The 26,339-nt window shown below is 44.5% G+C and carries 25 protein-coding genes and 1 pseudogene; 24 read left to right on the plus strand and 2 right to left on the minus strand.

All coding sequences use genetic code 11. The features are described from left to right. Positions 1 to 32 precede the first annotated feature (32 nt). Positions 33 to 824 carry a hypothetical protein gene (locus PGS38_RS01600; protein ID WP_022463094.1) on the minus strand — a complete coding sequence of 264 codons (792 nt, stop codon included), beginning with the start codon at positions 822 to 824 and terminating at the stop codon, positions 33 to 35. A 354-nt stretch (positions 825 to 1,178) separates the two neighbouring features. Here PGS38_RS01600 and pfkB point away from each other — a divergent pair, with 354 nt between their 5' ends. From pfkB to PGS38_RS01625, 5 genes are all read left to right on the plus strand, one after another. Further along, positions 1,179 to 2,087 (plus strand): 1-phosphofructokinase, encoded by a 909-nt coding sequence (pfkB, locus tag PGS38_RS01605; protein WP_117804080.1) that lies wholly within the window; start codon positions 1,179 to 1,181, stop codon positions 2,085 to 2,087. 15 nt (positions 2,088 to 2,102) lie between these two features. Beyond that, on the plus strand, positions 2,103 to 4,016 hold the full coding sequence (locus tag PGS38_RS01610; RefSeq protein WP_055226349.1) for a PTS fructose transporter subunit IIABC: 1,914 nt from the start codon (positions 2,103 to 2,105) through the stop codon (positions 4,014 to 4,016). Positions 4,017 to 4,084: 68 nt separating this feature from the next. Further along, positions 4,085 to 4,342, plus strand: a complete 258-nt coding sequence (locus PGS38_RS01615; RefSeq protein WP_022463097.1) for an HPr family phosphocarrier protein — start codon at positions 4,085 to 4,087, stop codon at positions 4,340 to 4,342. A 263-nt stretch (positions 4,343 to 4,605) separates the two neighbouring features. Beyond that, positions 4,606 to 6,255, plus strand: coding sequence for a phosphoenolpyruvate--protein phosphotransferase (gene ptsP, locus PGS38_RS01620; RefSeq protein ID WP_118594763.1), 1,650 nt, complete (start codon positions 4,606 to 4,608; stop codon positions 6,253 to 6,255). Continuing rightward, positions 6,249 to 7,004: a DeoR/GlpR family DNA-binding transcription regulator gene (locus tag PGS38_RS01625; RefSeq protein ID WP_118594764.1), complete on the plus strand. Its 756-nt coding sequence runs from the start codon at positions 6,249 to 6,251 to the stop codon at positions 7,002 to 7,004. Before ptsP ends, PGS38_RS01625 begins: the two co-directional genes overlap by 7 nt. An 88-nt stretch (positions 7,005 to 7,092) precedes the next feature. Here PGS38_RS01625 and PGS38_RS01630 read toward each other — a convergent pair whose 3' ends face one another. After that, a complete protein-coding gene (locus PGS38_RS01630; RefSeq protein ID WP_118594765.1) occupies positions 7,093 to 7,731 on the minus strand; it encodes an EFR1 family ferrodoxin in 639 nt (212 codons plus the stop codon). Positions 7,732 to 7,934: 203 nt separating this feature from the next. On the opposite strand from PGS38_RS01630, the gene PGS38_RS01635 reads away from it, so the two are divergent. The 19 genes and pseudogenes from PGS38_RS01635 (at position 7,935) to PGS38_RS01725 (ending at position 26,316) form a co-directional block, all read left to right on the plus strand. Next, positions 7,935 to 9,224 carry a transposase gene (locus tag PGS38_RS01635; protein ID WP_243037963.1) on the plus strand — a complete coding sequence of 430 codons (1,290 nt, stop codon included), beginning with the start codon at positions 7,935 to 7,937 and terminating at the stop codon, positions 9,222 to 9,224. A 12-nt stretch (positions 9,225 to 9,236) separates the two neighbouring features. Next, positions 9,237 to 9,533 (plus strand): annotated as a pseudogene (locus tag PGS38_RS17615) (transposase); the annotation flags it as partial. A gap of 127 nt (positions 9,534 to 9,660) precedes the next feature. Beyond that, a complete protein-coding gene (locus tag PGS38_RS01645) occupies positions 9,661 to 9,963 on the plus strand; it encodes a DUF6017 domain-containing protein (protein ID WP_305764419.1) in 303 nt (100 codons plus the stop codon). Positions 9,964 to 10,075: 112 nt separating this feature from the next. Then, positions 10,076 to 11,329, plus strand: coding sequence for a leucine-rich repeat protein (locus PGS38_RS01650; RefSeq protein ID WP_147398235.1), 1,254 nt, complete (start codon positions 10,076 to 10,078; stop codon positions 11,327 to 11,329). Positions 11,330 to 11,443: 114 nt separating this feature from the next. Continuing rightward, the gene (locus PGS38_RS01655) at positions 11,444 to 11,773 is read left to right on the plus strand and encodes a hypothetical protein (protein ID WP_118594768.1); all 330 of its coding nucleotides are present in this window, start codon (positions 11,444 to 11,446) and stop codon (positions 11,771 to 11,773) included. Positions 11,774 to 11,873: 100 nt separating this feature from the next. Next, the gene (locus tag PGS38_RS01660; protein WP_270475795.1) at positions 11,874 to 14,033 is read left to right on the plus strand and encodes an Ig-like domain-containing protein; all 2,160 of its coding nucleotides are present in this window, start codon (positions 11,874 to 11,876) and stop codon (positions 14,031 to 14,033) included. Positions 14,034 to 14,961: 928 nt separating this feature from the next. After that, the gene (locus PGS38_RS01665) at positions 14,962 to 15,468 is read left to right on the plus strand and encodes a signal peptidase I (protein ID WP_118594771.1); all 507 of its coding nucleotides are present in this window, start codon (positions 14,962 to 14,964) and stop codon (positions 15,466 to 15,468) included. Next, positions 15,465 to 16,265 (plus strand): TasA family protein, encoded by an 801-nt coding sequence (locus PGS38_RS01670; protein WP_118594772.1) that lies wholly within the window; start codon positions 15,465 to 15,467, stop codon positions 16,263 to 16,265. The genes PGS38_RS01665 and PGS38_RS01670 overlap by 4 nt, the downstream gene beginning before the upstream one ends. 63 nt (positions 16,266 to 16,328) lie before the next feature. Beyond that, entirely contained in the window at positions 16,329 to 16,859 is a 531-nt protein-coding gene (locus PGS38_RS01675; RefSeq protein ID WP_118594773.1) for a hypothetical protein, read from the plus strand. Further along, complete coding sequence (locus PGS38_RS01680) at positions 16,859 to 18,268, plus strand: hypothetical protein (protein ID WP_118594774.1); 1,410 nt, start codon at positions 16,859 to 16,861, stop codon at positions 18,266 to 18,268. The genes PGS38_RS01675 and PGS38_RS01680 overlap by 1 nt, the downstream gene beginning before the upstream one ends. Next, the gene (locus PGS38_RS01685; RefSeq protein ID WP_118594775.1) at positions 18,265 to 20,931 is read left to right on the plus strand and encodes a SpaA isopeptide-forming pilin-related protein; all 2,667 of its coding nucleotides are present in this window, start codon (positions 18,265 to 18,267) and stop codon (positions 20,929 to 20,931) included. Before PGS38_RS01680 ends, PGS38_RS01685 begins: the two co-directional genes overlap by 4 nt. A 73-nt stretch (positions 20,932 to 21,004) precedes the next feature. Next, on the plus strand, positions 21,005 to 21,802 hold the full coding sequence (srtB, locus tag PGS38_RS01690) for a class B sortase (protein ID WP_117805203.1): 798 nt from the start codon (positions 21,005 to 21,007) through the stop codon (positions 21,800 to 21,802). A 136-nt stretch (positions 21,803 to 21,938) separates the two neighbouring features. Further along, positions 21,939 to 22,343 carry a hypothetical protein gene (locus PGS38_RS01695; RefSeq protein ID WP_147342488.1) on the plus strand — a complete coding sequence of 135 codons (405 nt, stop codon included), beginning with the start codon at positions 21,939 to 21,941 and terminating at the stop codon, positions 22,341 to 22,343. Then, complete coding sequence (locus PGS38_RS01700; RefSeq protein ID WP_118594776.1) at positions 22,325 to 23,470, plus strand: coiled-coil domain-containing protein; 1,146 nt, start codon at positions 22,325 to 22,327, stop codon at positions 23,468 to 23,470. The genes PGS38_RS01695 and PGS38_RS01700 overlap by 19 nt, the downstream gene beginning before the upstream one ends. A gap of 12 nt (positions 23,471 to 23,482) precedes the next feature. After that, a complete protein-coding gene (locus PGS38_RS01705; RefSeq protein WP_118594777.1) occupies positions 23,483 to 24,115 on the plus strand; it encodes a hypothetical protein in 633 nt (210 codons plus the stop codon). Between the two features lie 11 nt (positions 24,116 to 24,126). Beyond that, complete coding sequence (locus PGS38_RS01710) at positions 24,127 to 24,516, plus strand: single-stranded DNA-binding protein (protein WP_118594778.1); 390 nt, start codon at positions 24,127 to 24,129, stop codon at positions 24,514 to 24,516. A gap of 202 nt (positions 24,517 to 24,718) precedes the next feature. Next, positions 24,719 to 25,054 (plus strand): hypothetical protein, encoded by a 336-nt coding sequence (locus PGS38_RS01715; protein WP_118594779.1) that lies wholly within the window; start codon positions 24,719 to 24,721, stop codon positions 25,052 to 25,054. 42 nt (positions 25,055 to 25,096) lie between these two features. Then, positions 25,097 to 25,957 carry a hypothetical protein gene (locus PGS38_RS01720; RefSeq protein ID WP_118594780.1) on the plus strand — a complete coding sequence of 287 codons (861 nt, stop codon included), beginning with the start codon at positions 25,097 to 25,099 and terminating at the stop codon, positions 25,955 to 25,957. 20 nt (positions 25,958 to 25,977) lie between these two features. Then, positions 25,978 to 26,316, plus strand: coding sequence for a PrgI family mobile element protein (locus PGS38_RS01725; RefSeq protein WP_117805197.1), 339 nt, complete (start codon positions 25,978 to 25,980; stop codon positions 26,314 to 26,316). The last annotated feature ends 23 nt before the right edge of the window (positions 26,317 to 26,339 follow it).

Here is a 26,339-nt window from a genome sequence, read left to right on the forward strand (position 1 = left end):
TTTGATATATGGTTGGTAAAAAAATGCCGGTTTTAAATTTTTCGTATCACATGCTTTAAAATTCCTGTTTTGTGGAGCAGAAAGATCGAGCAGTCCATAAACAGATGGGCAAGAAAGGTGCTCAAAATGACACCATTTGATTTCAGCAGAAAGCCGACATGGAACCCATACCAGCACACGAAACCGGAGTAGGCGCTCATGATGACAAGAAGCGGTAGATTTTCCAACACGCCCCGCATCGTTTCAAGAAAACTCTTGACCGTAAAGTCGAAATACAGGAAGCGGCCGACCGTCAGCGTCAGGAAATAGAGAATCAGCCCGTCATAATTCGTGTCCTCGTAGATAAAGCGGATGTACAGAAGAATCAGTACAATATAGAAGACCGAAATCAGCCGCACCGACGCCTTCTGCTCCGGGTCAAGGTGCGTGAGCTTTACCAGAACCACATCGAGCCAGCTCGTCAGAAAGACGGAGAGCACGATAAAGACAAGAAGCACTACATCCTGATATTTCTCCCAGTACATCGAAATCTGCGGCAGACGCTCATCGATAATGTAATAGAGGGAGAGGAAGAGAAGAATCGAAGTGCCGGAGAAAACCAGCTCATAAAAGCTTTCCACAACCTGATACTGCCTGCGCTGGTGTTTCTTCCGGCGTATTTTTTTCGCTTTTTCCTCTGTCTCCTCTTTTAGCTGCCGCTGAATCTGCAATTTTGCAATCAGAAGCACAAGGGCAAGCACCAGAATCAGGCCGAGCAGTGAGACAAGCAGAAAACTGCCCACATTGGCGGGATCAAAATAGTGAAGAATATAGTATCGTTTCAAATAAAATCACCTCTTCTGGAAATTCTTTTTTTGATTTCTTTTCACTTTAGTACCAAATCCGGAAAAAGTAAAGTACAAAAATGAGAACAGAAAGAAAGTGTCTGATAAAAAATGACCGAAATGGAGAGAATAAAGTGATCGATGCGTGACAAGGAAGAAAAGATGACGATCAGTCAAACTCGGTCAAAACAGGGCGATAAAACGGGGGAATCCGTCATAAAACTCTAAACTTATGCAAATGCGACAAAAAGAGAAGGTAAAATTCATGAAATATTAATGATTGATTTTGAGCGAATATGACGATATAATAAGCTCATCAAAGCAAACACGATCAAAATAAAGCAGGAGGGAAATATGATTTACACAGTGACATTCAATCCGTCTCTGGACTACATTGTATCGGTGGAAGACTTCAAGCTCGGCCTTACCAACCGCACAAGCTCCGAGCTGATGCTTCCGGGCGGAAAAGGAATCAACGTATCGACCGTACTTGGAAACCTTGGAATTGAGAGCACAGCGCTCGGATTTTTGGCAGGCTTTACCGGAAAAGAAATCGCCGGCCGTCTCGACCAGATGGGAATTAAAAACGGCTGCATCTGGCTGGAAGAAGGATATTCCCGCATCAACGTCAAATTAAAGAGCATTGACGGAACTGAGATCAACGGACAGGGACCCGAAATCCCGGAGAAAAAAGTGGAAGAGCTGATGAAACAGCTTTCCGCACTCGGCGAGGGCGACGTTCTCTTCCTCGCAGGCAGCATCCCGTCATCCATGGCAGATGATGCCTATCAGAAAATTATGGAAATGCTCGACGGCAAGGGCGTCCGCATCGTCGTAGACGCGACCCGTGATCTGCTGATGAAGGTTCTGCCGTACCACCCGTTCCTCATCAAACCGAACAATCACGAGCTCGGTGAGATTTTCAGTGTGGAATTAAAGACAAGAGAGTCAGTTGTTCCGTATGCAAAACAGCTGCAGGAAAAGGGCGCACAGAACGTTCTGGTTTCCATGGCAGGCGAAGGAGCCGTTCTCGTTGCCGCATCCGGTGAGGTCTTTGAAGCTCCGGCCCCGAAAGGAAAGCTCATCAACGGCGTCGGCGCAGGCGATTCGATGGTAGCCGGATTCATGGCAGGCTACATGGAAAAAGAAGATTACCTCCATGCGTTCCATATGGGAATCGCAGCGGGAAGTGCAAGTGCTTTTTCTGAAAACCTTGCAACCCGGGAGGAAATTGCATCTGTCTACGAACAGATTACAAAATAAAAGGGAGGACGTCTCATGAGAATCACAGATTTGCTGGACATCCGCAGTATTGCGCTGGATGCCGCACCGAAAAGCAAACAGGAAACGCTTGACGCAGCCGTAGCGCTGATGGTCAAAAGCGGAAAGATCACAGACGAAGATGCGTACCGCGCACAGGTTTACGCAAGAGAAGAAGAGAGCACCACAGGAATCGGAGAGGGAATTGCGATTCCGCACGGAAAATGTGATGCAGTAAACAAACCGGGCCTTGCAGCCATGGTTATCCCGAACGGCGTTGATTTTGATTCTCTCGATGGAGAGCCGGTCACCCTGCTGTTCCTCATCGCAGCGCCGAACACGAAAGACAACGTTCACCTCGATGTCTTAAGTAAACTTTCCATGATGCTGATGGATGAAGAGTTCACCAAGAGCCTTCGAAACGCAAGGACACCGGAAGAGTTCCTTGCCATTATCGACCGCGCCGATGAAGAGAAAAAGAGCGTAGATGAGCGTCTTGCAGAGCCGGTGGAAGCAAAAGAAAATCAGGTGAAGATTCTCGCCGTTACTTCCTGCCCGACCGGTATTGCCCACACTTACATGGCAGCCGAGGGAATCGAGAAAGCAGCGAAAGCAAAAGGATGCTTCGTAAAAGTCGAGACACGAGGCTCCGGCGGAGCGAAAAACGTGCTGACTGCACAGGAAATCGCCGATGCGGACTGCATCATCGTTGCAGCCGACGCACAGGTTCCGATGGATCGTTTCGACGGAAAGAAAGTCATTCAGCGCCAGGTATCCGACGGTATCAGCAAAGCAGATGAGCTGATCGAGCTTGCGATGTCCGGAAACGCACCGGTTTACAAGAGCGGCAATGCGCAGACAGCCGCAGCAAGCACGAAGAAGAACAGCGGCGGTATCGGCCACCAGCTGTACACCCAGCTGATGAATGGTGTTTCCCATATGCTTCCGTTCGTTGTCGGCGGCGGTATTCTGATCGCAATCGCATTCCTGATCGACGGACTTCTTGTTGATATGAACTCCCTTGATGCCGCAGCCAGATCAAACTTCGGTACGATTACCCCGGCTGCAGCGATGTTCAAACAGATCGGCGGCGTGGCATTCGGCTTCATGCTCCCGGTTCTTGCAGGCTACATCGCCATGGCAATCGGCGACCGGCCGGCACTTGCCCTTGGTTTTGTCGGCGGTATGATGGCATCGAGCGGAACCTCCGGTTTCCTTGGAGCACTCGTTGCCGGTTTTGCAGCAGGCTACATTATCCTTGGCCTCCGCAAAGCATGTGAGAAACTTCCGGAAGCACTCGAAAAGATTGCGCCGGTTCTGATTTACCCGGTAGTCGGCATCCTTGCGATGGGACTTCTGATGCTCTTCATTGTAGAGCCGATCATGGGAACCGTCAACACGGTACTGAACAATGGTCTTGCTTCCATGGGCGGATCCAGCAAGCTGATCCTTGGCATGATCCTCGGCGGCATGATGGCCATCGACATGGGCGGCCCGTTCAACAAAGCAGCTTACGTATTCGGAACAGCAGCCATCGCAGCAGGAAACTACGACATTATGGCATCCGTTATGATCGGCGGTATGGTTCCTCCGTGTGCGATTGCACTTGCAACCCTGCTGTTCAAAGATAAATTTACAAAAGAAGAAAGAGAATCCGGTCCGACCAACTTCATCATGGGACTCGCCTTCATCACCGAGGGTGCGATTCCATTCGCAGCAGCAGACCCGATCCACGTTCTTCCGGCCTGCATCATCGGCTCTGGCCTCGCAGGTGCGCTCTCCATGGCATTTGGCTGTACCTTAATGGCACCGCACGGCGGCATCTTCGTTGTACCGGTTATGGGAAATGCGCTGCTTTATCTGGTGGCAGTTGTCATCGGAACAGTGGTATCCGCAGTTCTGCTTGGAGTTTTAAAGAAAAAAGTTGCATAAAAGAGTAGAAAAAAGGCAGAAAACAAAGTAAAATAAAAATATCAAAGATCCTATGGGAGGAAAAAATCATGAAAGAATTTAAGTATGTTGTAACAGATCCAGAAGGAATCCACGCTCGTCCGGCAGGAATGCTGGTAAAAGCAGTCAAAGAATTTTCCTGTGATATCAAGATCGCAAAAGACGGAAAAGCCATGAACTGCAAAGCCATCTTCGGCATCATGGGACTGGCTGTAAAACAGGGCGAAGAAGTTACCCTGACCTTCGATGGAGCAGATGAAGATGCTGCATACGAAGCAATCAGCAATTTCATGAAAGAGAACTTGTAATTCTACAGAGCCATGCGGAATGGAAGAAAAAAGTGCGAATCATGCTTGCATGAATGAGTGCTTTTTTCTGGAATTCCATATGGCGAGAAGCCACATCGAAATGGAGCGTAAGCGGAATTGAGATGGGGCTCTGGAGAATTACAATATAGTAATCGGCAGGAGCGTGTTTGAAAAACTTTCTGAAACTAAGAAATCTTTTTTAAACACGCTCCGGCTGTCTGGACAGAAAATTCGGATATCGAGAACAAAGGTGGAGAAAACTTATGCAGATTTATCAGGGAAAAAGCGTATTTTCCGGCATTGCGATCGGAAAGATCCGCGTATACAAAAAGAATGAGCGTCAGGTAAAACGTGTGAAAGTAGAAAATCCGGATGCGGAGATGGCACGGTTTGAGGAAGCAAAGGCAAAAGGAATCGCACAGCTTGGCGTTCTGTATGAAAAAGCATGCAAAGAGGTTGGCGAGGCCAATGCAGCGATCTTCGAGGTACATCAGATGATGATGGAGGACGACGGCTACAACGAGTCCGTCGAGAATATTATCAAGAGCCAGGGCGTCAACGCTGAGTATGCCGTTGCAACGACAGGCGACAACTTTGCGCAGATGTTTTCTGCCATGGACGATGATTACATGAGAGAGCGCGCGGCAGACGTAAAGGATATTTCCGAGCGTCTGATCTCCATCTTAAACGGAGACGACACCGACGCATCCTTAAACGACGAACCGGCGATCATCGTGGCAGATGACCTTGCGCCGTCTGAGACGGTACAGATGGATAAGGACAAAGTTCTTTCTTTTGTTACCGTACACGGTTCTTTAAATTCCCACACCGCTATCCTTGCAAGAACCATGGCGATTCCGGCACTGGTCGGAACACCGCTTCCGCTGGATGAGAGCGTAGACGGAAAGCTCGGCATCGTGGACGGATCCGATGGAACCATCTATGTTGATCCGGACAAGGAGACTCTTGCTGCCATGCAGAAGCGTCGCACCGAGGAGGAGGAAAAGAAAAAACTGCTCCTCACCTTAAAGGGAAAAGAAAATATTACACTGGACGGACAGAAAATTCTGCTGTATGCTAATATTGGAAACATCAAAGACCTTGCGGCTGTCATGCAGAACGACGCGGGCGGCATCGGCCTGTTCCGAAGCGAGTTTATCTATCTTGAGCAGGATCACTATCCAACAGAGGAGGAGCAGTTCCGTATCTACAAACAGGCAGCAGAGACGATGGCGGGAAAACGCGTCATCATCCGTACCCTCGATATCGGTGCCGATAAACAGTGCGATTATTTCGAGATGGAAAAAGAGGAGAATCCGGCACTTGGCTGCCGTGCGATCCGCATCTGCCTGACGCGGCCGGAGATCTTCAAGACACAGCTTCGCGCGCTGTTCCGCGCAAGCGCATATGGAAAAATTGCCATTATGTATCCAATGATCACAAGTGTCGGCGAGGTTAGCCAGATCAAAGCGATTGTGGAGGAAGTAAAAGCTTCTCTCGCTGAGCAGGGCATTGAGTACGGAAATCCAGAGCAGGGTATCATGATCGAGACCCCGGCGGCTGCCATCATCAGCGATGAGCTGGCAAAAGAGGTTGATTTCTTCAGTATCGGAACGAACGACCTCAGTCAGTACACCCTCGCGATCGACCGCCAGAACACAAAGCTGGATCCGTTCTTTGATCCGCATCACCCGGCGATCCTGCGCATGATTCAGATGGTTGTGGAGAATGCACACAAAGCCGGCATCTGGGCCGGTATCTGCGGCGAACTCGGCGCTGACCAGGAGCTGACAAAAGAGTTCCTTGCGATGGGCGTAGATGAACTTTCCGTTTCTCCGGGAAGCATCCTTCCGCTCCGCAAGATCATTCTGGAAACAAACGTGGCAGAATATAAGGCAGGAAAGAAATGTTAACACAGCAGAGACATGAGATAATTTTGAAACTGTTAAAAGAAAAGGGAAGCATCACCGTGACGGAAGTCCGGGATCTTCTCGATACATCGGAGTCCACGGTACGCCGCGATATCACAGCGCTCGACAAGGAGGGCAAGCTGGAAAAGGTATTCGGCGGCGCCGTGGAAGCCGGCCAGAAGGTGACGGCACACGAGTACACCGTTGCACAGAAAAATGAGCTGAACTGCGATGCCAAACGGAAAATCGCAGAATATGCGGCATCCCTCATCGAGCCGGACGATTTCGTCTTTCTCGACGCGGGAACGACAACGGCGCATATGATCGATTTCATCCGGGCAACCTCCGCCGTTTTCGTGACAAACGCCGTTGCCCACGCACAGCGGCTGGCATCACGTGGGTTTAAGGTCATTCTGGTAGGCGGCGAGCTCAAAAGCTCCACAGAAGCCGTCGTCGGAAACCAGGCAATCCGCACGATCCAGGAGTATCATTTCACCAAAGGCTTTTTCGGAACAAATGGCGTAACCCGAAGAAGCGGCTGCACAACCCCGGACGTCAACGAGGCCGTCACCAAAAAGACCGCCATGGAACAGTGCCGCCAGTGCTACGTCCTCTGCGACGCAAGCAAATTTAACAGCATCAGCTCCGTCACCTTCGCAGACTTCGAAAAACCGATTTTTATCACGGACCGGAAAGTTCCCGGGTATGAGAAGAGCAAACATATCATCGTATGCGAGACGGAGCGAAAATAAAAAGCCAACATCTTACACGCACATAAATTGCAAAGCGCCCCGGCCCTGCAGATCATCTGAATGCAGGACCGGGGCGCCGTTTACAGACTTATTCTTTGATTTCCGCCAGCGTTACATCTGGATGATGATACTGCGGACGATGTTTCAAAAATGGAACTTTAAGCAGGGTAGCATTCTTGGGACACCAGTGAAGACAGGCATAACAGGCTGCACAAGAATGTCCTCCATAAAAATACGATGCAGTAACAAAATCTTCTTTTGGCAGACTTCCGTCAGATGTAAAGTTTGTTTTTCGTTCTTTTATAAAAGATATGATAGATTTTAACCGTTCCGGTGCTTTTTTCAGTCGTTCCAGATTTTCCTGCTCTGAGCTGATTAAACAGTTGCCTGGCATCTGCAGATCAAAGACAGCCGACAGGTTTGCACCGCTGCGGGAAAGTGCCTGACTTAGGCTGACAAAAGAATTTCCGCTTTTTCCATTGTTAGAAGTCATGACGACAAAAGTATAGCAGTCAGGATTGACCGTTAACTTCAATAAAAATTCTTTTACAATCCATGGCAGATCGCTCATGTAGGTAGGAAAGACAAAACCGATTATATCGTCTTTGCAGAAAAAATTGCTTTCTGTTTTCTGTTTTATAATATTCTCAACAGGCTGATTCAGCTCTTTTCCAATTTCTTTTGCAGCCCAAAGCGAATTACCAGTTCCGGTAAAATAAAAAATCATAAGTTTTTCCCTCTCTTTTTGAAGTTTATGACGGAGAAAATATTTTTATCCGTTTGCTTTATATTATTTTAAAACTATGATGTTGGGGTCAAAAGCCCCTCTATAGTACCTTGAAAAGTTCATATATTTTGTAGTAAATACAAGCCTAAATGGTTTACTTGCTGTATAATAGAGATATCTTAGTAGGAAAGAAGGCAATCTCTATGTCATTCAAAGAAAATACTTACCAGCAAATGTCATTTACAGATAGTTTTTCTGGATTAACTGCCAGAGAACAAAAAGCATTGGAAAAATCCTGGGCAAAAGTCTTTGCCGATGAAATATTTCCTGCCATTGATGAAAAGCGTTTTTCTGCCTTATACAGCGATAAGGCATCCAGACCGAATACTCCGGTCAACGTGATTGTTGGTGCGCTCATTATCAAAGAGCTTTTTGATTATTCCGATGACGAGATGGTCGAAAATCTTATGCTGGATTTTCGAATTCAGTACGCACTGCACACAACAAGTTTTGAAGAACAGCCTTTGAGTGACAAGACCTTAAGCCGTTTCCGCAAGAGGCGCTATGATTATGAAACACTTCACAACAAGGATCTTTACCATGATTGTGTGAAAGATTTAAGTGCTTCCATTGCAAAACTGATGGGAATCAGCGGTAAAGTCAGACGTATGGATTCCGTGATGATCGAATCCAACGTCCGCAGGCTCAGCCGAATGGAACTGATATACACCTGCATTGTAAAGCTGGCGATGTATGTGAATAAAATCAATGGTTCCGTTCTGTCTGACGATTTAAAACATTATATCGATCCTAACGATTTTAACAGAGTGATTTATCGTCAGCGCAGTACCGATGCAGATGAGCGCATGAAGCAACTCTTAACGGATGCGGATAAACTTCTTGCTCTGTGTGAGTCTGATTACAATGATTCAACAGAGTATGATCTGTTTGTCAGATGCCTGTCAGAACAGACCATTGTTGAAAATGAAAACCGAAGACTCCGCACGAAAGAAGACGGCGGCATGAAATCAACCATGCTGCAGAATCCTTCTGACCCTGAAGCGACATTCCGGAATAAAGCAGGAAAAGAGCATCGAGGATATGCTGCTAATCTTGAAGAATCCGTTGGAGCCAATGGTTCTGTTGTAACAGAGTACCAGTATGAGCAAAACAACCATAGTGACAGTCAGTTTATCCAGGAGCACCTTGCGCAGATGGATAACCAGGAAGAACGGACTGTTATAGTCACGGATGGAGCATATAGTGGAACAGAAAACACACAACTTGCAGCTCATAAAAACGTAGAACTGATTACCACAAGTCTGACGGAGAAACCGGCTCCGGATATCCTTGCTGATTTTGAATTCAACGAAGAGGGAACAAAAGTCCTCCGATGTCCAGCCGGCCATGCACCGAAAAGCTGTTCTTATATGAAACCAAGCAATCAGTGTGCCGTTTCCTCTCTGCATGAGCAGTGTGCCAACTGTCCGTAGCAGGATCAATGCAAGCCGAAGATCTTTAAGAAGGTTGCAAAAATAGTAACATCCAAAGCAGCGCATGAACGTGCGAAAATCCAACGGAACATGAATAGCAAAGAATTCAAAAATTATACAAGGCTGCGTAATGGAGTGGAAACTGTTCCATCGAATATACGCAAGAATTACCACTTGGAAAAGATACCTCGTGGGAAACAGCGGGGCAAGTTCTTTTTCGGTTCCAAGATAGCAGCATTGAATTTCAGAAAACTCTTCAACTATGTGAAGGGTTTAGGACATTACGCTCAAAATCCGGTACTTGTATAAAATCAAGGAAGGGAATACCAGCGTATATCCGAAGAAATCCGGTATTATACTACAAAATATGAATTTTTCAAGGTGCTATAGAAATAGAGGACAAAGTTATTTATGGTTTTGACCCTAACATCATAATATAAAGCGGGGAACAAAAAGAGATGGGATGGATATGATGGATCGGATATCTGCCTACCGGGAACTGATTCGGAAAAATATTGATTACGAGAACTACCCGCCGATCTATAACAAGCAGGAAGTGGATGAACTGATCGATCTGATTGTAGAAACCCTAATGCTGCCGCCGGATGCAGGAACAATTCGGATTGGAGGAAAGGAACGTCCTGTTCCGATTGTAAAAAGCATGTTCCTGAAGCTGGATAAAGATCACATCTGTTATATCCTGAAGTGCCTGCACAATACGGAAAAGAAAAAAGAGTAAAAATGGCCGTATCAAAAAAACAGCCAGCGAAAAAAGGCAGAAAAAGAAAAGCAGCTTGTGGATCATAGCGTTGATTGCTGTTATTTTGCTGATTCTTGTTGGAGTCGTATTTTTGGTACTGCCAAAATTTCGAAAAGAAGCTGCACCGGAAAAACCGGAAACGATCAAGGTGGAAGCTGCAGAGAAAAGCTATGCTGCCGGAAGTAGGATTTCAGAAAAAAATTTCCGCGTATACGGAATATCCGGGAAAAAGAAACAGCTTCTGGATGCAGATACATACAGCGTGTCATCGGCTAAAGTGCCGGCACATGGCCACAGTGTTACCGTAGAGGTTTCCTCCAAGGCATATCCGGATATCAAGGCAGAGATAACAGTGCTTATTGACCGTGATGAAAGTGTTAGGTATAAAATCGGCAGAGAAAATCCAGATGATGTGGAGGCTATCCTGTATTCCAACGGGGATCTAGAAATATCCGGAAAAGGAAGCGTCCGGAATTTCAAATCAGATTCTGCGCCATGGAAGAAATATTCTGTTAAACGGCTGACCTGGATTGATCCGGAGGCAGAAGTGGAAAGCATGGACTACTGGTTTACAGGAAATGACGAATACCTGGAAACATTGTGCCGCATCCCGGATACAGTGAGAAGCATGGTGGAAACATTCAAGAATGCTACGGCGATGACCAGTATGCCGGATATGTCTGGTGCGGTCCGGCTGGAAGATATTACATCCTGCGCAGAAGGGTGTATCGCACTGGAAAAGGCCATGGAACTTCCAGGAAATATAAAACAGGCAAAAAAAGCATTTTACGGTGATACGGCACTGATCGATGGAGCCGATACAACAGCCTGTATGCAGTTGGAGAACATGGATTCCATGTATTACGGCTGTATGGCTCTGGCATCTGTCCAGATTCCGGACAGTGCGAAAGAACTTTCGAATATCTGCAATGGCTGCGTCAACCTGAAAGAAGTACATATCCCATCGTCTGCACAGAAAATGAACAGCAGTTTTTTCGGATGTACCGCACTGGAATCCATAACCGGTGAAATCCCATCTTCCTGTACGGATAGCGGGAACCTGTTTTCCGGCTGTAAGTTCCTGAGTGGAACACTTACCGTTTCCTGTACATCCAAGACAACCCTTTCAAGCTCGTTTTCGGACGCTGCAACGGCTGGAACAGGACTTACGATCATTTTACGGTACGATGCAGAAAAATCGCAGGAAACGGCCAATACGGGCTTCTACGGGGGAACAAAAAGTGCAGATGAAATCCTGAACGCATTAAAGGCATCTATGGAAGCCGCATTCAGCAGCGGAAGCCATATTACAATAACAACAAATGCAAATAAAACAGAGGGGTGATTAGAATGTAATAAAAATGCAATATGAAAAATAGCAAAAGACTCTTGTAATTACGGAATTGGAAAGGTAATATGATAATATGATCCAAAGAAATAAAAAAGGGGGAGAAACCATATGGACATGAAAGAGCTTCGAAAAAATGCAGAAAAAGTAATAGCAGAACGTTTTCCGGACTTCAATTTTTCCACACTGGACTGGGGAGAGCTTGATCCATTCTATCTGGAGCATCCGGAAGAAATACCGATTGAGCATGAGTTTATTGGCTACCGGCAGGATGGTGATGTAGCGGAAGATTACCAGGGAAACCTGTATCTGGTTCTTTGTGATCCAGGAATCCACCCGATCGGAAGTGTATGCATGGAACAGTCCGAACTGGACGATGCCGTAAAACTTGGAAAACGGGAAGATTATACCGGGGAACTTCTGGAAGAAATTCCAGAATAAAAAGTGAAATAATAAAACAAGGAATCCCGTGTCAAACATTGACACGGAATTCAAACAGAAAAATCGGTGTCAATGTTTGACACGGACGGAGGAAAAAAATATGAGAAAAAGAATCGCAATGGTACTTCTTGGCCTGAGCCTGGCAGTAGGCACACCGGCCGCAACAAATATGTTCCCAGTAGTTTCTGCCCAGACAGTACAGGCAGCTGGAAAAACCGGATGGACACAGGAGTCCGGAATCTGGTATTTTTACAAAGACGGTGTAAAACAGACCGGCTGGCAGACCTGGGACGGAAAAAAATATTATCTGAATGCAGACGGAACCATGAAAGCAAATGAGTGGATGATTGATACGGATGGATCGGTTTACTACTTCCGCAGCTGGGGTGGAGCTTACCTGAACTGCAAGGCAAGAATCAACGGCAGAAGTTATACTTTCGGTGCAGACAGTAAGGTACAGGGTTCCCAGTGGGTTGTAAAAGGCGGAAAATGGTATCTGGTGAAAGACGGAAAAATTGCAACCGGCTGGCAGACCTGGGATGGAAATAAATACTACATGAATAGTGATGGAAGTATGCGCTCCAATGAGTGGAAACTGGATGATACCGGAAAAATCCGTTATCTCTGCAGCTGGGGAGGAGCTTATAAGAGCCGGTCTGCAAAAATCAATGGACGTTCGTATACCTTCAATAGTGCTGCAGAAGTAACCAACATGCAGTGGATCGTGATGGATGGACAGTGGAAACTGGCAAAAGATGGAAAAATTGCAACGGGTTGGCAGACCTGGGACAATAACCGTTACTATCTGAACGCAGACGGAACCATGAAAGCAAATGAATCTTTCACGGACGGGGGAAAAACCTATTTCTTCTGCAGCTGGGGCGGAGCTTATAAAAACTGCTGGCAGACCTGGAACGGAAAAAAATATTACCTGCATGATAACGGTGCAGCCTATCAGAATGAGTGGCTGAAAACCGGAGGAAAATGGTACTGGTTCCAGGCAGACAGCACCATGGCAGTGAACACAAGCTTTACATACAAAGATAACCTGTATTTTGTGGACGGAAACGGAGTTATGCTTTCCGGATGCTGGAAAGAAGAAAACGGAGCAAAATACTATATCCGGAGCTGGGGCGGAGCCTGCAAGGATATGCAGATGAAAATTTCCGGAAAGACATATTATTTCCGATCAGACTGTAAGATGGTAACGGATCAGACGGTAAACGGAAATTACTACGGAAAAGACGGTGCGCTTACAACAAAACCAGCAGCAAAACCGACAGAAACACCGAAACCGACAGAAACGCCAAAACCAACGGAGACACCAAAACCAACGGAGACACCAAAACCAACGGAGACACCAAAACCGACGGAAACGCCAAAGCCGACAGAGACACCGAAGCCAACAGAGACACCAGCAGAAACCGTTTATGCAACAAGCGTAACAATTACACCGAACAGTAATCTGGAATTAACTGAAGTTGGACAGACACTGCAGCTGGCCGCAACCGTATATCCGGAAAATGCAACCAACAAAGCGGTAAAATGGACTTCGGATGATCCAGAAGTAGCAAGCGTAGATGAAAATGGACTTGTAACCGTTCATAAAAAAAATGGTATGCGAAAAGTTATTATCTCAGCTGATGCAATGGGATCTAAGCCAGACGGAGGTGTTGTTGGAAGATACGTAGAAGTAAAAATTAATATCCCATACACCAACGAAGAGGCTCTTGGAATGACCGTCTACGATCAGGAAGTTTCCAGAAAGATTTTCGACCTGGTAAATGAAGAACGTGTCAAAGAAGGACATGCAGCTATGATTTGGGATGAAAAACATTGTTATCCGAGAAGCGTTGCCGCTGCCGGATACCACATCATGAGATCAATCACACAGCTAGGATACGGAACTTCTGATAATCTGGCCCTGCATGGTGGCAGACAGAACGGCTGCGGCGGTGGTCTGTCATATACAGATTCCGATGATCTTGCCCGCCAGATCTTCAACCTTTGGATGTCCTCTCCAGGTCATAAAGCAAACCAGATGGATGATTATAATGCATATGGAGCAATCGCTGTAATGTATGGACAACCGCAGGAGTATAACGGAAGAAAAATTGTGAATTTCTCAGCTGTATTCTCATTTGCAAATCAGGATCTTGACTTTCCAGCTACTTGGGAGAATCAAGATATGGGAATGGGCGAAGTCCTTGGTATGACAGAGAACGATTATAATTTGATCACAAACTACTTTATCCGATAAAAAAAGAATCCCCTCTCGTAGACGAATTACGAGAGGGGATTTGTATGTCGAAGAGGTAGTAAAATAGTCGATGGTATGTTATACTGAATCTAATCAGGTCAGAACGTGATAGGGATAGTCAGGTGGTTGTCTTTTCTGGAAACAGAAAGGGGGTAATGCCAATGAATACAATGGAAGTGTTGACGCTTTTATTGGTTGTCTTAGAGGCATTGTCCCACATAGATAACCATCGCAAGTAGAAAGAAGGCTATTCCCTACCGCAAATAGGGGATAGCCTATGTCTCTTGTTGCTCTTTGTAATAATTTAGATTATTTCAGAAAGGCAACCACCGACACTGGTATATCCTTGATTGCTTCTGATTTGATTATAAGCTGCCAGACGGAAAAAGTCAAGCAGCATGGGGGATGCGCAGAACTTTGCGCATCCCTTTTTCGAAAGAAAGGTGAAAAAATGAATACTACGAAAAAAATAATAAACAGGATTGTAGTGTGTGGAGCTATGATTGCCATAGGCATTAATACATATGATCTGTAGAAAATAAGAAGCCAAGGCAGCGTTTTTGAAACGATATTTCAGATTCGCTAATTTTTTTATAAAATTTTTCGAGAAAATGTACCCTTTTTAGATGAAAATGTACCCTTTTTCAAAGAAATGTACCCTTTTCTGAAAAAATGTACCCTTGCACGTCATCAAAAGGTATGCTATGTTATACTTGCAAAAGAAGGAAAACAGAAGGGACAGCAGGTAGGACAAAAAAATCTTTCAATTGCTCGTGTCAATGATTGACACGAAAAAAAGGAATATGGGCTTTCATGCATCAGAACATGGTTTTCATGGGCTGGTGCATTTTTTATGCCCATTTTTAGGGGGTGACGCCGTTGCCCGGAAGAAGTGGCAACAAAAAGTAAAAAAGGAGAGAGAGGAAAAATGAAAACAAAAGTAATACACGCATTCCTATGGATTCTGGTTTGTATGGTGCTTGGTATTACCTGTTATCAGTGCCGTGATTTAAGGGGTTATGTGATTCTGTCAGGTTCTATGGAACCTGTGATTCCCACAGGATCAGTGGCAGTTGTGGATTCATCGAAGAGGGATGTACGTCCAGGAAATATTGCTACGTTTGAGAGGCACGGGGATCTGGTGACTCACCGGATTCTGTCAAAAACAGAAGAGGGATACCAGACAAAAGGGGATGCAAACACAGATCCGGATTCCGGAACCATTCCGGCAGAAAATATACGTGGAACATACCTGTTCTGCATTCCACATCTTGGATACGGATTTATGTGGGCGAAAAATCACATGTTTCTTACCGTAGGTTTTCTGGCGCTGTTCATGCTTCTGGTTTTCTGTTTTCCGGAGAAAAGACCTGAACCAAAGGAACGGGAACAGGTAAAAAAAACAAAAAGAAAAAAAGGAGAATTACGATTATGACAAAGAAAAAAGTAGCAGCATTTTTTACAGCAGCAGCACTATGCGGCGCACTGGCCGTTGGATCATCCATGGCATATCTGACAGATCATGATTCTGTAACCAACAAATTTTCTGTAGGTAAAGTAGACATCGTTGGCCATGAGCCGAACTACACACCGGATAATGATGGAAAAACCAACAATATCGTTCCGACCCAGGTGATCAAAAAAGACCCGCAGATCGAAAATGTTGGAAAAAATGATGCTTATGTATATCTGGATGTTTCTATCCCGATTGCAAAGGTGATTACTGTTAATGCTGCAGGTAACCGTTTGAATGGAGGCGTTGCAAAAGATACAGAGCTGTTCTCCATGAACAATGTTTCTAAGAAATGGACTCTGATGTACAACAAGCGTGTAGGAGATAATATGGTTTACACCTACAGCTATAACGAAATACTTGCACCGGGAAAAACAACAGATCCGATCTTTACAAGCCTGACAGCTGCCAATATTGTAGAGGGACAGCTGGATGGAAAAGATCTGAATGTGCCGGTACATTACTATGCAATCCAGGAACTCAACACCGGAGAAGGAACCACGATTCCACAGAAAGCAGCTTCCGCATGGAAAAAATATGAACTGCAGAACCAGGGCCAGGCAGGACAGATCACGACTCCGCAGTCTGACGAAAGCGGAAATAATGGGGTTACAACCGTTGATGGAAACGGAAATGCAACATCGGATGAAAACAAAACAAATACCCCAGATGATGTTCAGGTTGAGCCGGAACAGGATGGAAACAACACTTTATCATAAGAATACTTTAAATAACAGTCCGGAAAGCCATCCGGACTGTTCTGAAAAAGAAGGGAAAACAGCATGAAAAAAAAGAAAAAACGAATGCTGTCAATTGCCGGAATGTGCTGCTGCGGTTTTCTTGCAGCAGCCACCGCAATATCGGGATCTTCTGCTTACCAGACGGACCATGATGAAGTAGTAAACATTATCAGGACTGGAAATAACACCATTATTCCGGATGAGGATTTTCCGACACCGACACCGGTTCCATCCAGCGGATCAGTAGTAAAAAAAGTCAGGGCAAAAAATACAGGAGATGTACCTTGTTATGTCCGGGCATATATCACATGCAGTGAGCCTGTGAAAGAGTTTACGGGACTTGATACCACAAACTGGGCTAAGGGAAATGATGGCTATTATTACTACAAAAAAGCTGTTCCGGTTGGAGGAACAACAACTTATCTGTTTACAGGGGTTACTGTTGCAGATGAATATGAGCAGGATAACCTGGAAGTAACAGTCTATGAGGAATCCGTTCAGACAACAGATGGTCAGAAAGAATACACTTCTTATCAGGAAGCATGGAAACGGTTTGGAGGAGGTGGCCAGTAATGAAAAGGAAAATTGCAATAGCAGCCGGAATTCTGGTCACGGCAGTAAGTACCATCAGTGGATCATATGCTTACTATCAGGACAGCGTTACCGTTACAAACCACATCAGCACCGGTGATGTAAACATTGGAATCCAGGAATACGAAAAAGATGGTGATACGGAAAAAGTTTACGAAGGACCTGCAGATGGAATTGTGCTTCCATCCCAGAGCATTTCAAAGATTCCTCGTATCACGAATTATGCGGAAACCTGCTACATCCGGGTGAAAACCACTTATTCCGGAGAGGCATCGGATTCCGTGTCAAACGTTGACACGGAAAAGCCAGAGGAAGATTCCAAAACGGATGCAGACCCGAATGAAACGCCGGAAGCAACAGAAGAGACAGCACAGGAAACGACAGAAAATGCCGAAACGGAAGTAACACCAGCACCGGAAGAGCCAGAAAAACCGGAAATAACGCCTGAACCTACAGAAACACCTTCGGTGGATCAGGATAAGGAAACGCCTGCGGAGTATGTTCTGAGTGATGAAGAACTGGATGGAATTTCCGATGAATGGGTAAAACAGGGTGAGTATTATTACTATACGCAGCCGTTGAAAAACGGAGAATCCGCAGACTTTTTCCAGAACGTAACGATTCCTGCAGCGTGGACATCAAAAGCACAGGACAGGGTTCTTGGACTTACTGTGACCGCAGAAGCGGTGCAGGCAGCAAACTTTACACCGGATTTTAATTCGGAATCCCCATGGGGCGATACGGAAATTGAACAGTGCGTACATGAGACGGATAACAGCATCACAGAAGTGACAAAACAGTATACCGCTATGTCCGTCACTTATGAAGGGGCTGCCAGAAAGCTGGTGGCTGCGCCGGAAGATTTCTTTAGAAATTTACAGACGGCAATGCCTGGCGATACGATCAGTGATAGTTTTCAGCTTTCCAATACGACAGCAACCAGTGCCGAATTTTTCTTCCATACGGAAACGCCTGGAAATTTAACGGATGAAGAACTTGACCTTTTAAAACAGTTTAAATTGACGATCACGCAAAACGGAAAAACCCTGTATAACGGTGATTTGCAGGCTGCATCCCTGAATCAGGAAATCAGTCTTGGAACACTGGAAACAGGGAAAAATTCGCGGGTACAGTTTACGCTGCAGTTACCGGCAGAACTGAAAAATGCATATGCAAAACGGGAAAGCATGGTAAACTGGATTTTCCGTGTACAGGGTGCTGAAGAACCGGGCAAAAACGAACCGTCCCCTGCCATTTCGCAGACTACGGCACCAAAAACCGGTATTGCAGATCCATACGTTTTTGTTCCTCTTGGAATTGCGGCGGTAACGGCTCTTGGAACCGTGAAACTGTCCCGTAAAGAGAAGAAAGAGAGGAGGAAAAAACTGTGAAACGATGGAAAAAGGCACTGTCAGGGCTGCTTATGGCAGCCTTGATGGTAACTGGAATTTCTTTCCCGGAAAATGTTTTTGCTGTCAGCGCAGGCATGGATGGGTTACCATCTGTGGTTGATTCTGGCATTGGAAAAAAGGTAGATACAAACAGCACGATTGACGGAACCTACAATTTTACGCCAGTCATTGGAGCAAACACAAAGGTTTCATTCGGTAGTACAGATGGTACGAAATGGGATAATCAGTTTTGCGTTAATGGTGAAAAATATGCACAGGTGTGTTCGAAATGGTGGCCATTATCAGATATAGGTGATAATGGAAATACCCGTTCTTTTATTCCGTATGAAAGATTAAAAGGAAAGATGTATGCAGAGTATACCAATGTAGGCAATGCTAATGGTTTACCTGTTACCATGCGGATCTGGTTTTTGGACTGGCAGAATACTAATATCAGCGGGTATCCGGGATATGAAGATGTAGACAATGTTGTTGTTTCTGTAGACAATACAAAAGGCGGTGCAACTCCTGTCATTGATATTAAAGGCTTGAAATGGATTAAGGTAAGATTTTCATATTACGATGAAAATGGAAATCCACTTAAGGTTAAGGGACATTTCACTTTATCTGATCTGGACTATTCCCAGGGATTTTATATTGATGGAAAAGTCGATGGCATTTATGTCACGAAGGAAGCTGATGATCGTCTAATCTATGATGCAAGAACGGATGCAATCTGGTCAGCAAAAAAGGGTTCAAATGCAGATGATGGTACTTCACCGGATAACCCGGAAGGATGGGTTACTTACACATATGAAGGCGATTCTCAGACTATGGTCTTTTATAATGGAGGAACCATACAAAATGTGGACGGTCCAGGTAAGGGACTTACCACAGTGCAATCATATCCAAAAGACTTTACATTTACTGGTAAGGATGCCATATTTAATGGATGGAAAGGATCAAGCCGGACCGAGGCAACAGATTGGCACGTATGGAATACTTCTGAGTTTGGTTATACATCAGAAATGGTTATGGGACAGACTAGAAATGTAGATCTTGTTATCAAAAAGAAAGATGAAACAACAGGAGAAGCTTTGAAAGGTGCAGAGTTCACTGTTTATAAGATGCAAGGTGGCCAATGGGTTACATATACAAAGGCAACATGGAACGATCAGTATAAAGAATATATGGCACTGAATCTTAAAGAAACGGATACAGAGAATCGTAGTTTCAAAGTAGTGGAAACAAAAAATCCTGCAGGATATACCGGAACTTGGGAACATGAGTTTACAGCAGAAAAAGAAGGTGTTGTTACTTTAACACTGGATGCGACAAATGCCAGAAAAACCGGTCAGATCACAATCACAAAAACCGGTGAGAATAATAAAAAACTTTCCGGTGCGGTATTTGAAATCAAAGCTGCAAAGGATATTAAGACAGCCGGAGGTACAACCCTGGTTGCTGCTGATACAGTAGTTGATACCGTAACTACAGATGGCAATGGATCAGCAGCCAGCAAACAGCTGGAACTTGGTCAGTACATTGTCAAAGAAATAACAGCCCCGGATGGATACGTCCTGGATACTACAGAACATGCGGTTACACTGGATGATAGTCATACCAGCGTCAATGTGGCCGTACAGAACCAGAAAAATGCGATTGTACTGCAGAAAGTAAGCAAAAACGATGGTACAGTCATGGAAGGCGTTACGTTCCATATCTGGAATGATGACAAGAGCTATGATAAAACGCAGAAAACAGATAACAATGGACGGATCACGATTGATGGTGTGAAGGATGGAACCTGGCATTACCAGGAAACTGCAACCAAAGATGGATACGTACTGGATAATGCGGTGAAAGATTTCACAGTATCCAGCGGAAAAGTCAATGGACAGTCAAACCTGACAATCACAGTAGAAAATGATTATACAAAACTGGATCTTGCAAAAGTAGATTCCGGTACCGGAGAAAATATTTCCGGAGCGAAACTTTCTCTTCTGGATAGCAATGGCCGTCTGGTAGAAAGCTGGACATCCGGAAGCACACCGCACCGAATCGAAAAACTGAAACCGGGCCAGTATACTTTACGTGAGGATCAGGCCCCGGATCATTATAAACTTGCTGATCCAATTACCTTTACGCTGGAAAGCAAAGCAGATACGCAGACCATCACCATGAAGGATATGCGCTATGCAGACCTTACCATAGTAAAGAAAATTAAAGCAAGCGATATTACCTGGGCGCATGGAAACCCAACCTTTATCTTCACCGTAAAAGGAAAAGATATTAATGGAAAAGACCGTACCTTCCAGAATTATGTAGAGTTCACGGAAAATTACGTAAATTCACATACCGATGGACAGGGATATGTAGAACTTTCTGTCACCTGGAACAAAATCCCGGTAGGAGAGGACTACACAGTAACAGAACAGGATGTGCTGCGGTATCATCTGGTGAACGTTACCGGAACAGAGAATGTAACGATTTCAAAATTACAGGAACCGACGAAGGGCGTTGCTCCGGATAAAATTTTCTCCGTACATGCAAACTTAAAGGCAAAACCAACCGGTACATCCATCACATTTGAAAACCAGAAAGATGACTGGGGAACTACAACGCATGATACTTCTGTTAAGAATATCATTCCGTTAAAGTAGCCAGCAAAACCGGATTTATACCCGTGTCAATGTTTGACACGGGTATTTCATTAAAGAACAGGGAGGCGTGAAAATGCGAAAAGCTGCTGGGTGTGTCCTGCTGGCAATTTTATGTCTGCTGGGTGCGTCTTATCTTCCACGGATTTTGCAGGAAGCACAAACCGACCGGGAACAGCAGAACCTTATCAGTGGCTATATCCAAAACCCGGATACAACAGATGAAGAAAACACAGAATCAACTACAGATGAACCGGAAGAGGAAACAGATCCGAATATGGAAAGAATAGTTGATTTTCAGAATTTACAGCAGATCAATCCTGAGATTTTGGCATGGATCACAGTTCCCGGAACACCCATTGATTATCCGGTTGCTTTAGGAGAGGACAACAGTTATTACCTGAACCATACCGTAACAGGAGAAAGCAATATTCTTGGTTCCATTTTTGCAACTGCCGGAACAGATTTCGAAGAAAGCCACATTATTTTATATGGGCATAACATGGCATCCGGGAAAATGTTTGGAAGCCTGAAAAAGTACCATGATAAGGACTTCCGGAACACTTATCCTTATGTATATGTTTATACACCGGAAACTACTTATACCTGTGCGATATACAGCGTATACAGCACCCGGTATGACAGTGATGTTTTTACACTGGGATATAAAGGTGACAGCGAGGAATGGAAACAATGGATTGCAGAAACCGTACAGAATGCGGAATATGACTGTAATATTGCCCCGACCGGAAAGGAGAAAGTTTTTACTTTATCCACCTGCGTAGGTGATGGCTCCAGTCCTTACAGATTGGTTATACACGCCGTTACGGTTGCCCAGAAAGAGGTCGCGAATGCGGAAAAGGAAGCGTCTTAAAGCAAAAGTAAGAGCCAGAATTTGTATGATTTTGGCTTGCCTGCTGCTCTGCGGAACCGGAGTTTCCTTATGGAATGGAAAACGGGCTGAAAAATCCGTGTCAAACATTGACACGGGACAGAAAAGCAGCAAAACGGTGTCAAACATTGACACGGGTACGGAAAACCACCAGGCGGTGTCAAACGTTGACACGGATACGGAAAATCCCAAAGCGGTGTCAAACGTTGACACGAGTACGGAAAAGCCACAAGCGGTGTCAAACGTTGACACGAGTACGGAAAAGCCACAAGCGGTGTCAAACGTTGACACCGATATGGAAACCACAAAACAGGTGTCAAACATTGACACAGATACAGAAGGTATGATTTTAAAGGCTGATCCGGTGGATACGGCAGATAGGAATCATATCTGTTTTTTTGCCGTTTTTTTTATCGGCAGTTGGAGTGTATTGATGTTTCTTACTGCAATACGAAAAAAGAGTAAGAAAGATATTGGGCTAAGCGCCCGAAGAAAGGATACGTCATGGATGAAAATACATTAAGTATGGCCCAAAAAATGAATCAGCTGTATCAGGAACGAGAAGAGCAATATAAAAAACGTGAAAAGCTGTTCGATGACCGTTCCAAGCAGCTGCAGTCTCTTGCAAATGCATTGGAAAAGCAGAAAAATAGCCAGGAACAGAAAGCAACAGATCTGGATAACCGGGAAAAAGAACTGGACCAGATCCAGGATGCTCTTGCAGCTAAAGTAGAGGACATGGAAAAACAGGAAACTGCTTTAAAAACCTGGGAACAGGAAACAAAAGAATCCCTGGCGAAAGCAAAGCAGGAACAGGAAAATGAGCTGCTTAAGAAACAGCAGGAACTGCAAATGGAAAAGCTGCAGGCACAGAACTTAAGTATTGAGCTGCAGGCAGAGAGGGATAACCTCAAGATGATGCAGGAAAATTTAAAACTGTATCCGGATATGTCACTTCCAACGGATAAGGAAACAGAACTGCAGGCGAAAATTGAAACATTGCAGAGCCGTCTTTCCATGGCAGAGAAAGAACGTGATTCCAAAACGGAACAGATGGAAAAATTACAGAAAGATTTTGATGCAAAGGAAGCTGAACTTGCGAACCTGCAGTTAAAAGCAGAGGATAGCAGCACTGATCCGGAAGTAGAAGAAAAGTTGCGAAAACGGAATGGAGAACTCCAAGGAAAAGTCATTGAACTAAATAAGCAGGTAAAATCTTTGCAGAGAGATCTGGATGATCAGGCAAAAGACAAGGAAGAATTACAGAGACAGCTGGAAGAAAACAGTAATCAGCCGGAAAGCCACGATTTAAGTGCAGAAGAACTGCAGAATTACTTGCTGACACTGCCAGAGTTCGAAAATGTGACAACCCGCCATAATACGGATGGAATTATTGTAGATGCGGTATGTGGCGAAAAGAATTATCATTTCCGCTTTGATTCCCTTCCATGCTATGAAATCAGTGTTCCACGCCGCGAAACCAAGAACTTAAAAGAAGTCATCTACCAGATGAACGCAGAAATGCCGGAATATAAGGCATCTTATGATGAATACGAAAAAGCGGCAGTTCTGACCGGATGGTATGACAGAAGAATTTCGGCAGAGGAGCTGGTAGAACTTACGGTAGATGCATCACGGAATTTCAAGTAAAGGAGATCGGCCATGGAAAGTATAAAGTCATTTTTGGGAAATCCATATTACTTGATGACCGCGGTGCTTGCGATCGCAGCGTTTGGTTTTGCAGCAACAGCTGGAATCAGTTTAATACAAGAGCGAAAACAGAAAAAGGAAGAAACTCAAGAAGAGCCGTTGGAAAAAAAGCTTGGGGTTGATACCAAAAAGCTGAAAAATGTTTTAAATGTTCCAGATTTAAAACGAAAAAAGAATATACCTGTCATAGAAGAGGAAAAAACGGAAAATGCGCCGGAAGAACTTTCGAATGATAAAGAAGAAGTTCCCGTGTCAAACATTGACACGGAACCGGAAGTGTTAAACCCGGCTGATGTGGCAGAATTTAAAAGCCGGATGATAGAACATTTCCGGCGAAAAGACACACTGCAGCAATCCCTTTTAGAATTGCAGGAACTTTATGAAAATGGTCCGATTCTGGAAAGGATTGAAAAGGCACTTACGTACAGCCAGCGCAGCCGTTACCGGGATTTTGAGACAACCCTTGACATTTTATTTGAGGGCATGGATGCAGAAACCCTGCGGGATGATTTACTGCGGATGGAAGTTCTGCGATACCGGAGGCTGCCTTACCGTCGAGAAAATACAACTGGCAATCTGGTATAAGGAGGGCAAACATGAATCAGATTAAAATCCAGGGTGTTTGCACCTGCGTCCCACAATTTTCCTATGAAAAAGACAGGAGAGGGAGATCAGTTCCAACATGCCGGTACATCTTGGCCGTGCAGCGACCGAAAAGTTCTTATTCCGATTACATGTACTGTGTCGCCTTTGGAGAACGGGCAATGATAACATTTCAGAGAATAAAAAAAGGAACGACAGTGTTTGTCCAGGGACATCTTCATACAGAGGAAGGCCGGGATGCCAACAATCAAAAAGTATATTTCGTCACTGTGACAGTAGATTATCAGCAGATAATTGAAAAACAAGAATTTAATGGACTGGAATTGTGTACTGGATTGCCCCAGTTTCCGGTTCTGAAACAGGAAGAAAAAGGAGGAAAATAGAGAATGCCGATTCAGTATATTATCCCGATTATAGCGATGGTAGGATGTGTTATTGCATTTTTAATTGGAAGATTTCACAAACATGATGATGATGACGATTAAAAAATGTCGTGTGAAGGATTGACACGAAAGAACAAACGAAAATAAGGCCTGCACCAAAATTTGGTGCGGGCTATTTTTAGATCAAAAAGAGGTAAAAGATATGAAAAAGCCAATCGAAGTAAAAAAGAAACTGAAAAAAGTCACGGAATATACGGCTTGCTTTGCGTTTTTGATGTTCCTGCAGGGAGTAGGTGCGCCAATGGTTTTTGCAGATGCAACGACCGCAATAAATGCGAAATTTGAAATTTTATGGAATCTGATCAGCGCTGTGGTACAATCTGTGGGTGGTGTTATTTTATTATGGCACGCATTTGAATTTGGAGCTTCCATGCAGGCACAGGAAGGCGGAGGTGCTATTACAAGATCTTTAAAAGGGATTGGCGGTGCGTTAGTTATGCTGGTTGCTCCGGTAATTACAACTGCTCTGAAGGGATAATGAAAAGGGAGGGAATATCCTCCTTTTTCTTATGGAGAAAATATGATAAATGAGATATTAGATTTTTTCAAAACGGTTTTTTCGGGAAGTGGTTTCTTTTCCCTTGGGTGCAATGTTTGGAATTCATTAATTGCATATGCGTTTGATATGCTGCAAACGAGTCCACAAAGTTTGGCAGATGGTGAACTTTGGGATGAAGGATACCGGATTTTCCTGGCACTACAGATTTTAGGTGCGACACTTGTAAGTGTTTTCTTTATGGTTAATTTTTTCAAAGAAACAACGGATATTAAACACGGAATGACCATGGAAGCAAGCATCCAGTTTTTTATCAAGCTGGCACTTGTGGATGTTGTTTTTTTAAATCTCACGAATATACTCGTTTTTTTGATTGAAATTGAACAAGCATTTTTTGGGATTATTGTTCCGGAAGATGCCGCTTCACTGGTTATAAGAGTAGGGGATGACTGGGAAATGAGTGGATCCGGACTTATTTTTGGAAATCTGTTTGGCCTTGTGTTTTTGTTTATCTGCCTGGGTGGCGCAGTTATTACATTATGGACGGTTTATAGGGTTTTCCTTAAATTGTTTTTTTATATGGCTGTTGCACCACTTGCACTTTCCACTTATGCAGGCCCACATGAAATTGGACATACCGGATCAAGCTGGGTCCGTACATTTCTTTGTGCATTGTTTGAAATGACAGGAATCATGCTAATGATGCGACTTGGAACAATTTTAATAAATGCTGGTGGGCTGTTCCCTACTGCATCAGAAGATATATTGGGCGGAATGTTGGGATCACAAGGATGGGAAGGACTTCAAGCTATTCTTGGTATCCTTATTATAACGGGATCAGTATCTGGTACGGATGCGATGGTTCGAAGAGCATTTGGATTTTAATAGTAGGAAGGACATAGCTTATGGTAAACATGAATGAAGATTTTGGTGCATATAAGGATAGCATCTGGAAAGGACTTACAGCAAGAGAGTTAGGTGTGATGGCCGTTTCTGCTGTCTCCTGTGGTATTATCATTATCTTGTTGTATTTTATACTTGGATGGAACTTATATATATCATTTTTGATTGGAACTGCTGTTGCTGCAGCTATCATTTTCAGTCAGGTATGGAAGTCACGTAGCGGGCTTTCTGCAATAGAGTTTTACCGGGCAAGAAAATACAGAAAGTCCACAGCCAAACTTGTTTGGAAAAGTGACGAATATAACCAGGCAAGAAAAAATTATTTGAAAAAAGAAAAATAATGATCGGGAAAAATCCCGACTTT

It is taken from the genome of Fusicatenibacter saccharivorans (assembly GCF_027667425.1).
Classification (GTDB): Bacteria; Bacillota; Clostridia; order Lachnospirales; family Lachnospiraceae; genus Fusicatenibacter; species Fusicatenibacter saccharivorans.

Excerpts from the sequence above, each read along its gene's own strand:
- PGS38_RS01705 (WP_118594777.1), top strand. The coding sequence starts at position 23,483 with ATGGAAAGTATAAAGTCATTTTTGGGAAATCCATATTACTTGATGACC.
- PGS38_RS01655 (WP_118594768.1), top strand. The coding sequence starts at position 11,444 with ATGGACATGAAAGAGCTTCGAAAAAATGCAGAAAAAGTAATAGCAGAA.
- PGS38_RS01625 (WP_118594764.1), top strand. The coding sequence starts at position 6,249 with ATGTTAACACAGCAGAGACATGAGATAATTTTGAAACTGTTAAAAGAA.
- PGS38_RS01710 (WP_118594778.1), top strand. The coding sequence starts at position 24,127 with ATGAATCAGATTAAAATCCAGGGTGTTTGCACCTGCGTCCCACAATTT.
- PGS38_RS01630 (WP_118594765.1), bottom strand. The coding sequence starts at position 7,731 with ATGATTTTTTATTTTACCGGAACTGGTAATTCGCTTTGGGCTGCAAAA.
- PGS38_RS01725 (WP_117805197.1), top strand. The coding sequence starts at position 25,978 with ATGGTAAACATGAATGAAGATTTTGGTGCATATAAGGATAGCATCTGG.
- PGS38_RS01675 (WP_118594773.1), top strand. The coding sequence starts at position 16,329 with ATGAAAAAAAAGAAAAAACGAATGCTGTCAATTGCCGGAATGTGCTGC.
- PGS38_RS01660 (WP_270475795.1), top strand. The coding sequence starts at position 11,874 with ATGAGAAAAAGAATCGCAATGGTACTTCTTGGCCTGAGCCTGGCAGTA.
- pfkB (WP_117804080.1), top strand. The coding sequence starts at position 1,179 with ATGATTTACACAGTGACATTCAATCCGTCTCTGGACTACATTGTATCG.
- PGS38_RS01720 (WP_118594780.1), top strand. The coding sequence starts at position 25,097 with ATGATAAATGAGATATTAGATTTTTTCAAAACGGTTTTTTCGGGAAGT.
- PGS38_RS01700 (WP_118594776.1), top strand. The coding sequence starts at position 22,325 with ATGGATGAAAATACATTAAGTATGGCCCAAAAAATGAATCAGCTGTAT.
- srtB (WP_117805203.1), top strand. The coding sequence starts at position 21,005 with ATGCGAAAAGCTGCTGGGTGTGTCCTGCTGGCAATTTTATGTCTGCTG.
- PGS38_RS01670 (WP_118594772.1), top strand. The coding sequence starts at position 15,465 with ATGACAAAGAAAAAAGTAGCAGCATTTTTTACAGCAGCAGCACTATGC.
- ptsP (WP_118594763.1), top strand. The coding sequence starts at position 4,606 with ATGCAGATTTATCAGGGAAAAAGCGTATTTTCCGGCATTGCGATCGGA.
- PGS38_RS01715 (WP_118594779.1), top strand. The coding sequence starts at position 24,719 with ATGAAAAAGCCAATCGAAGTAAAAAAGAAACTGAAAAAAGTCACGGAA.
- PGS38_RS01610 (WP_055226349.1), top strand. The coding sequence starts at position 2,103 with ATGAGAATCACAGATTTGCTGGACATCCGCAGTATTGCGCTGGATGCC.
- PGS38_RS01665 (WP_118594771.1), top strand. The coding sequence starts at position 14,962 with ATGAAAACAAAAGTAATACACGCATTCCTATGGATTCTGGTTTGTATG.
- PGS38_RS01680 (WP_118594774.1), top strand. The coding sequence starts at position 16,859 with ATGAAAAGGAAAATTGCAATAGCAGCCGGAATTCTGGTCACGGCAGTA.
- PGS38_RS01615 (WP_022463097.1), top strand. The coding sequence starts at position 4,085 with ATGAAAGAATTTAAGTATGTTGTAACAGATCCAGAAGGAATCCACGCT.
- PGS38_RS01635 (WP_243037963.1), top strand. The coding sequence starts at position 7,935 with ATGTCATTCAAAGAAAATACTTACCAGCAAATGTCATTTACAGATAGT.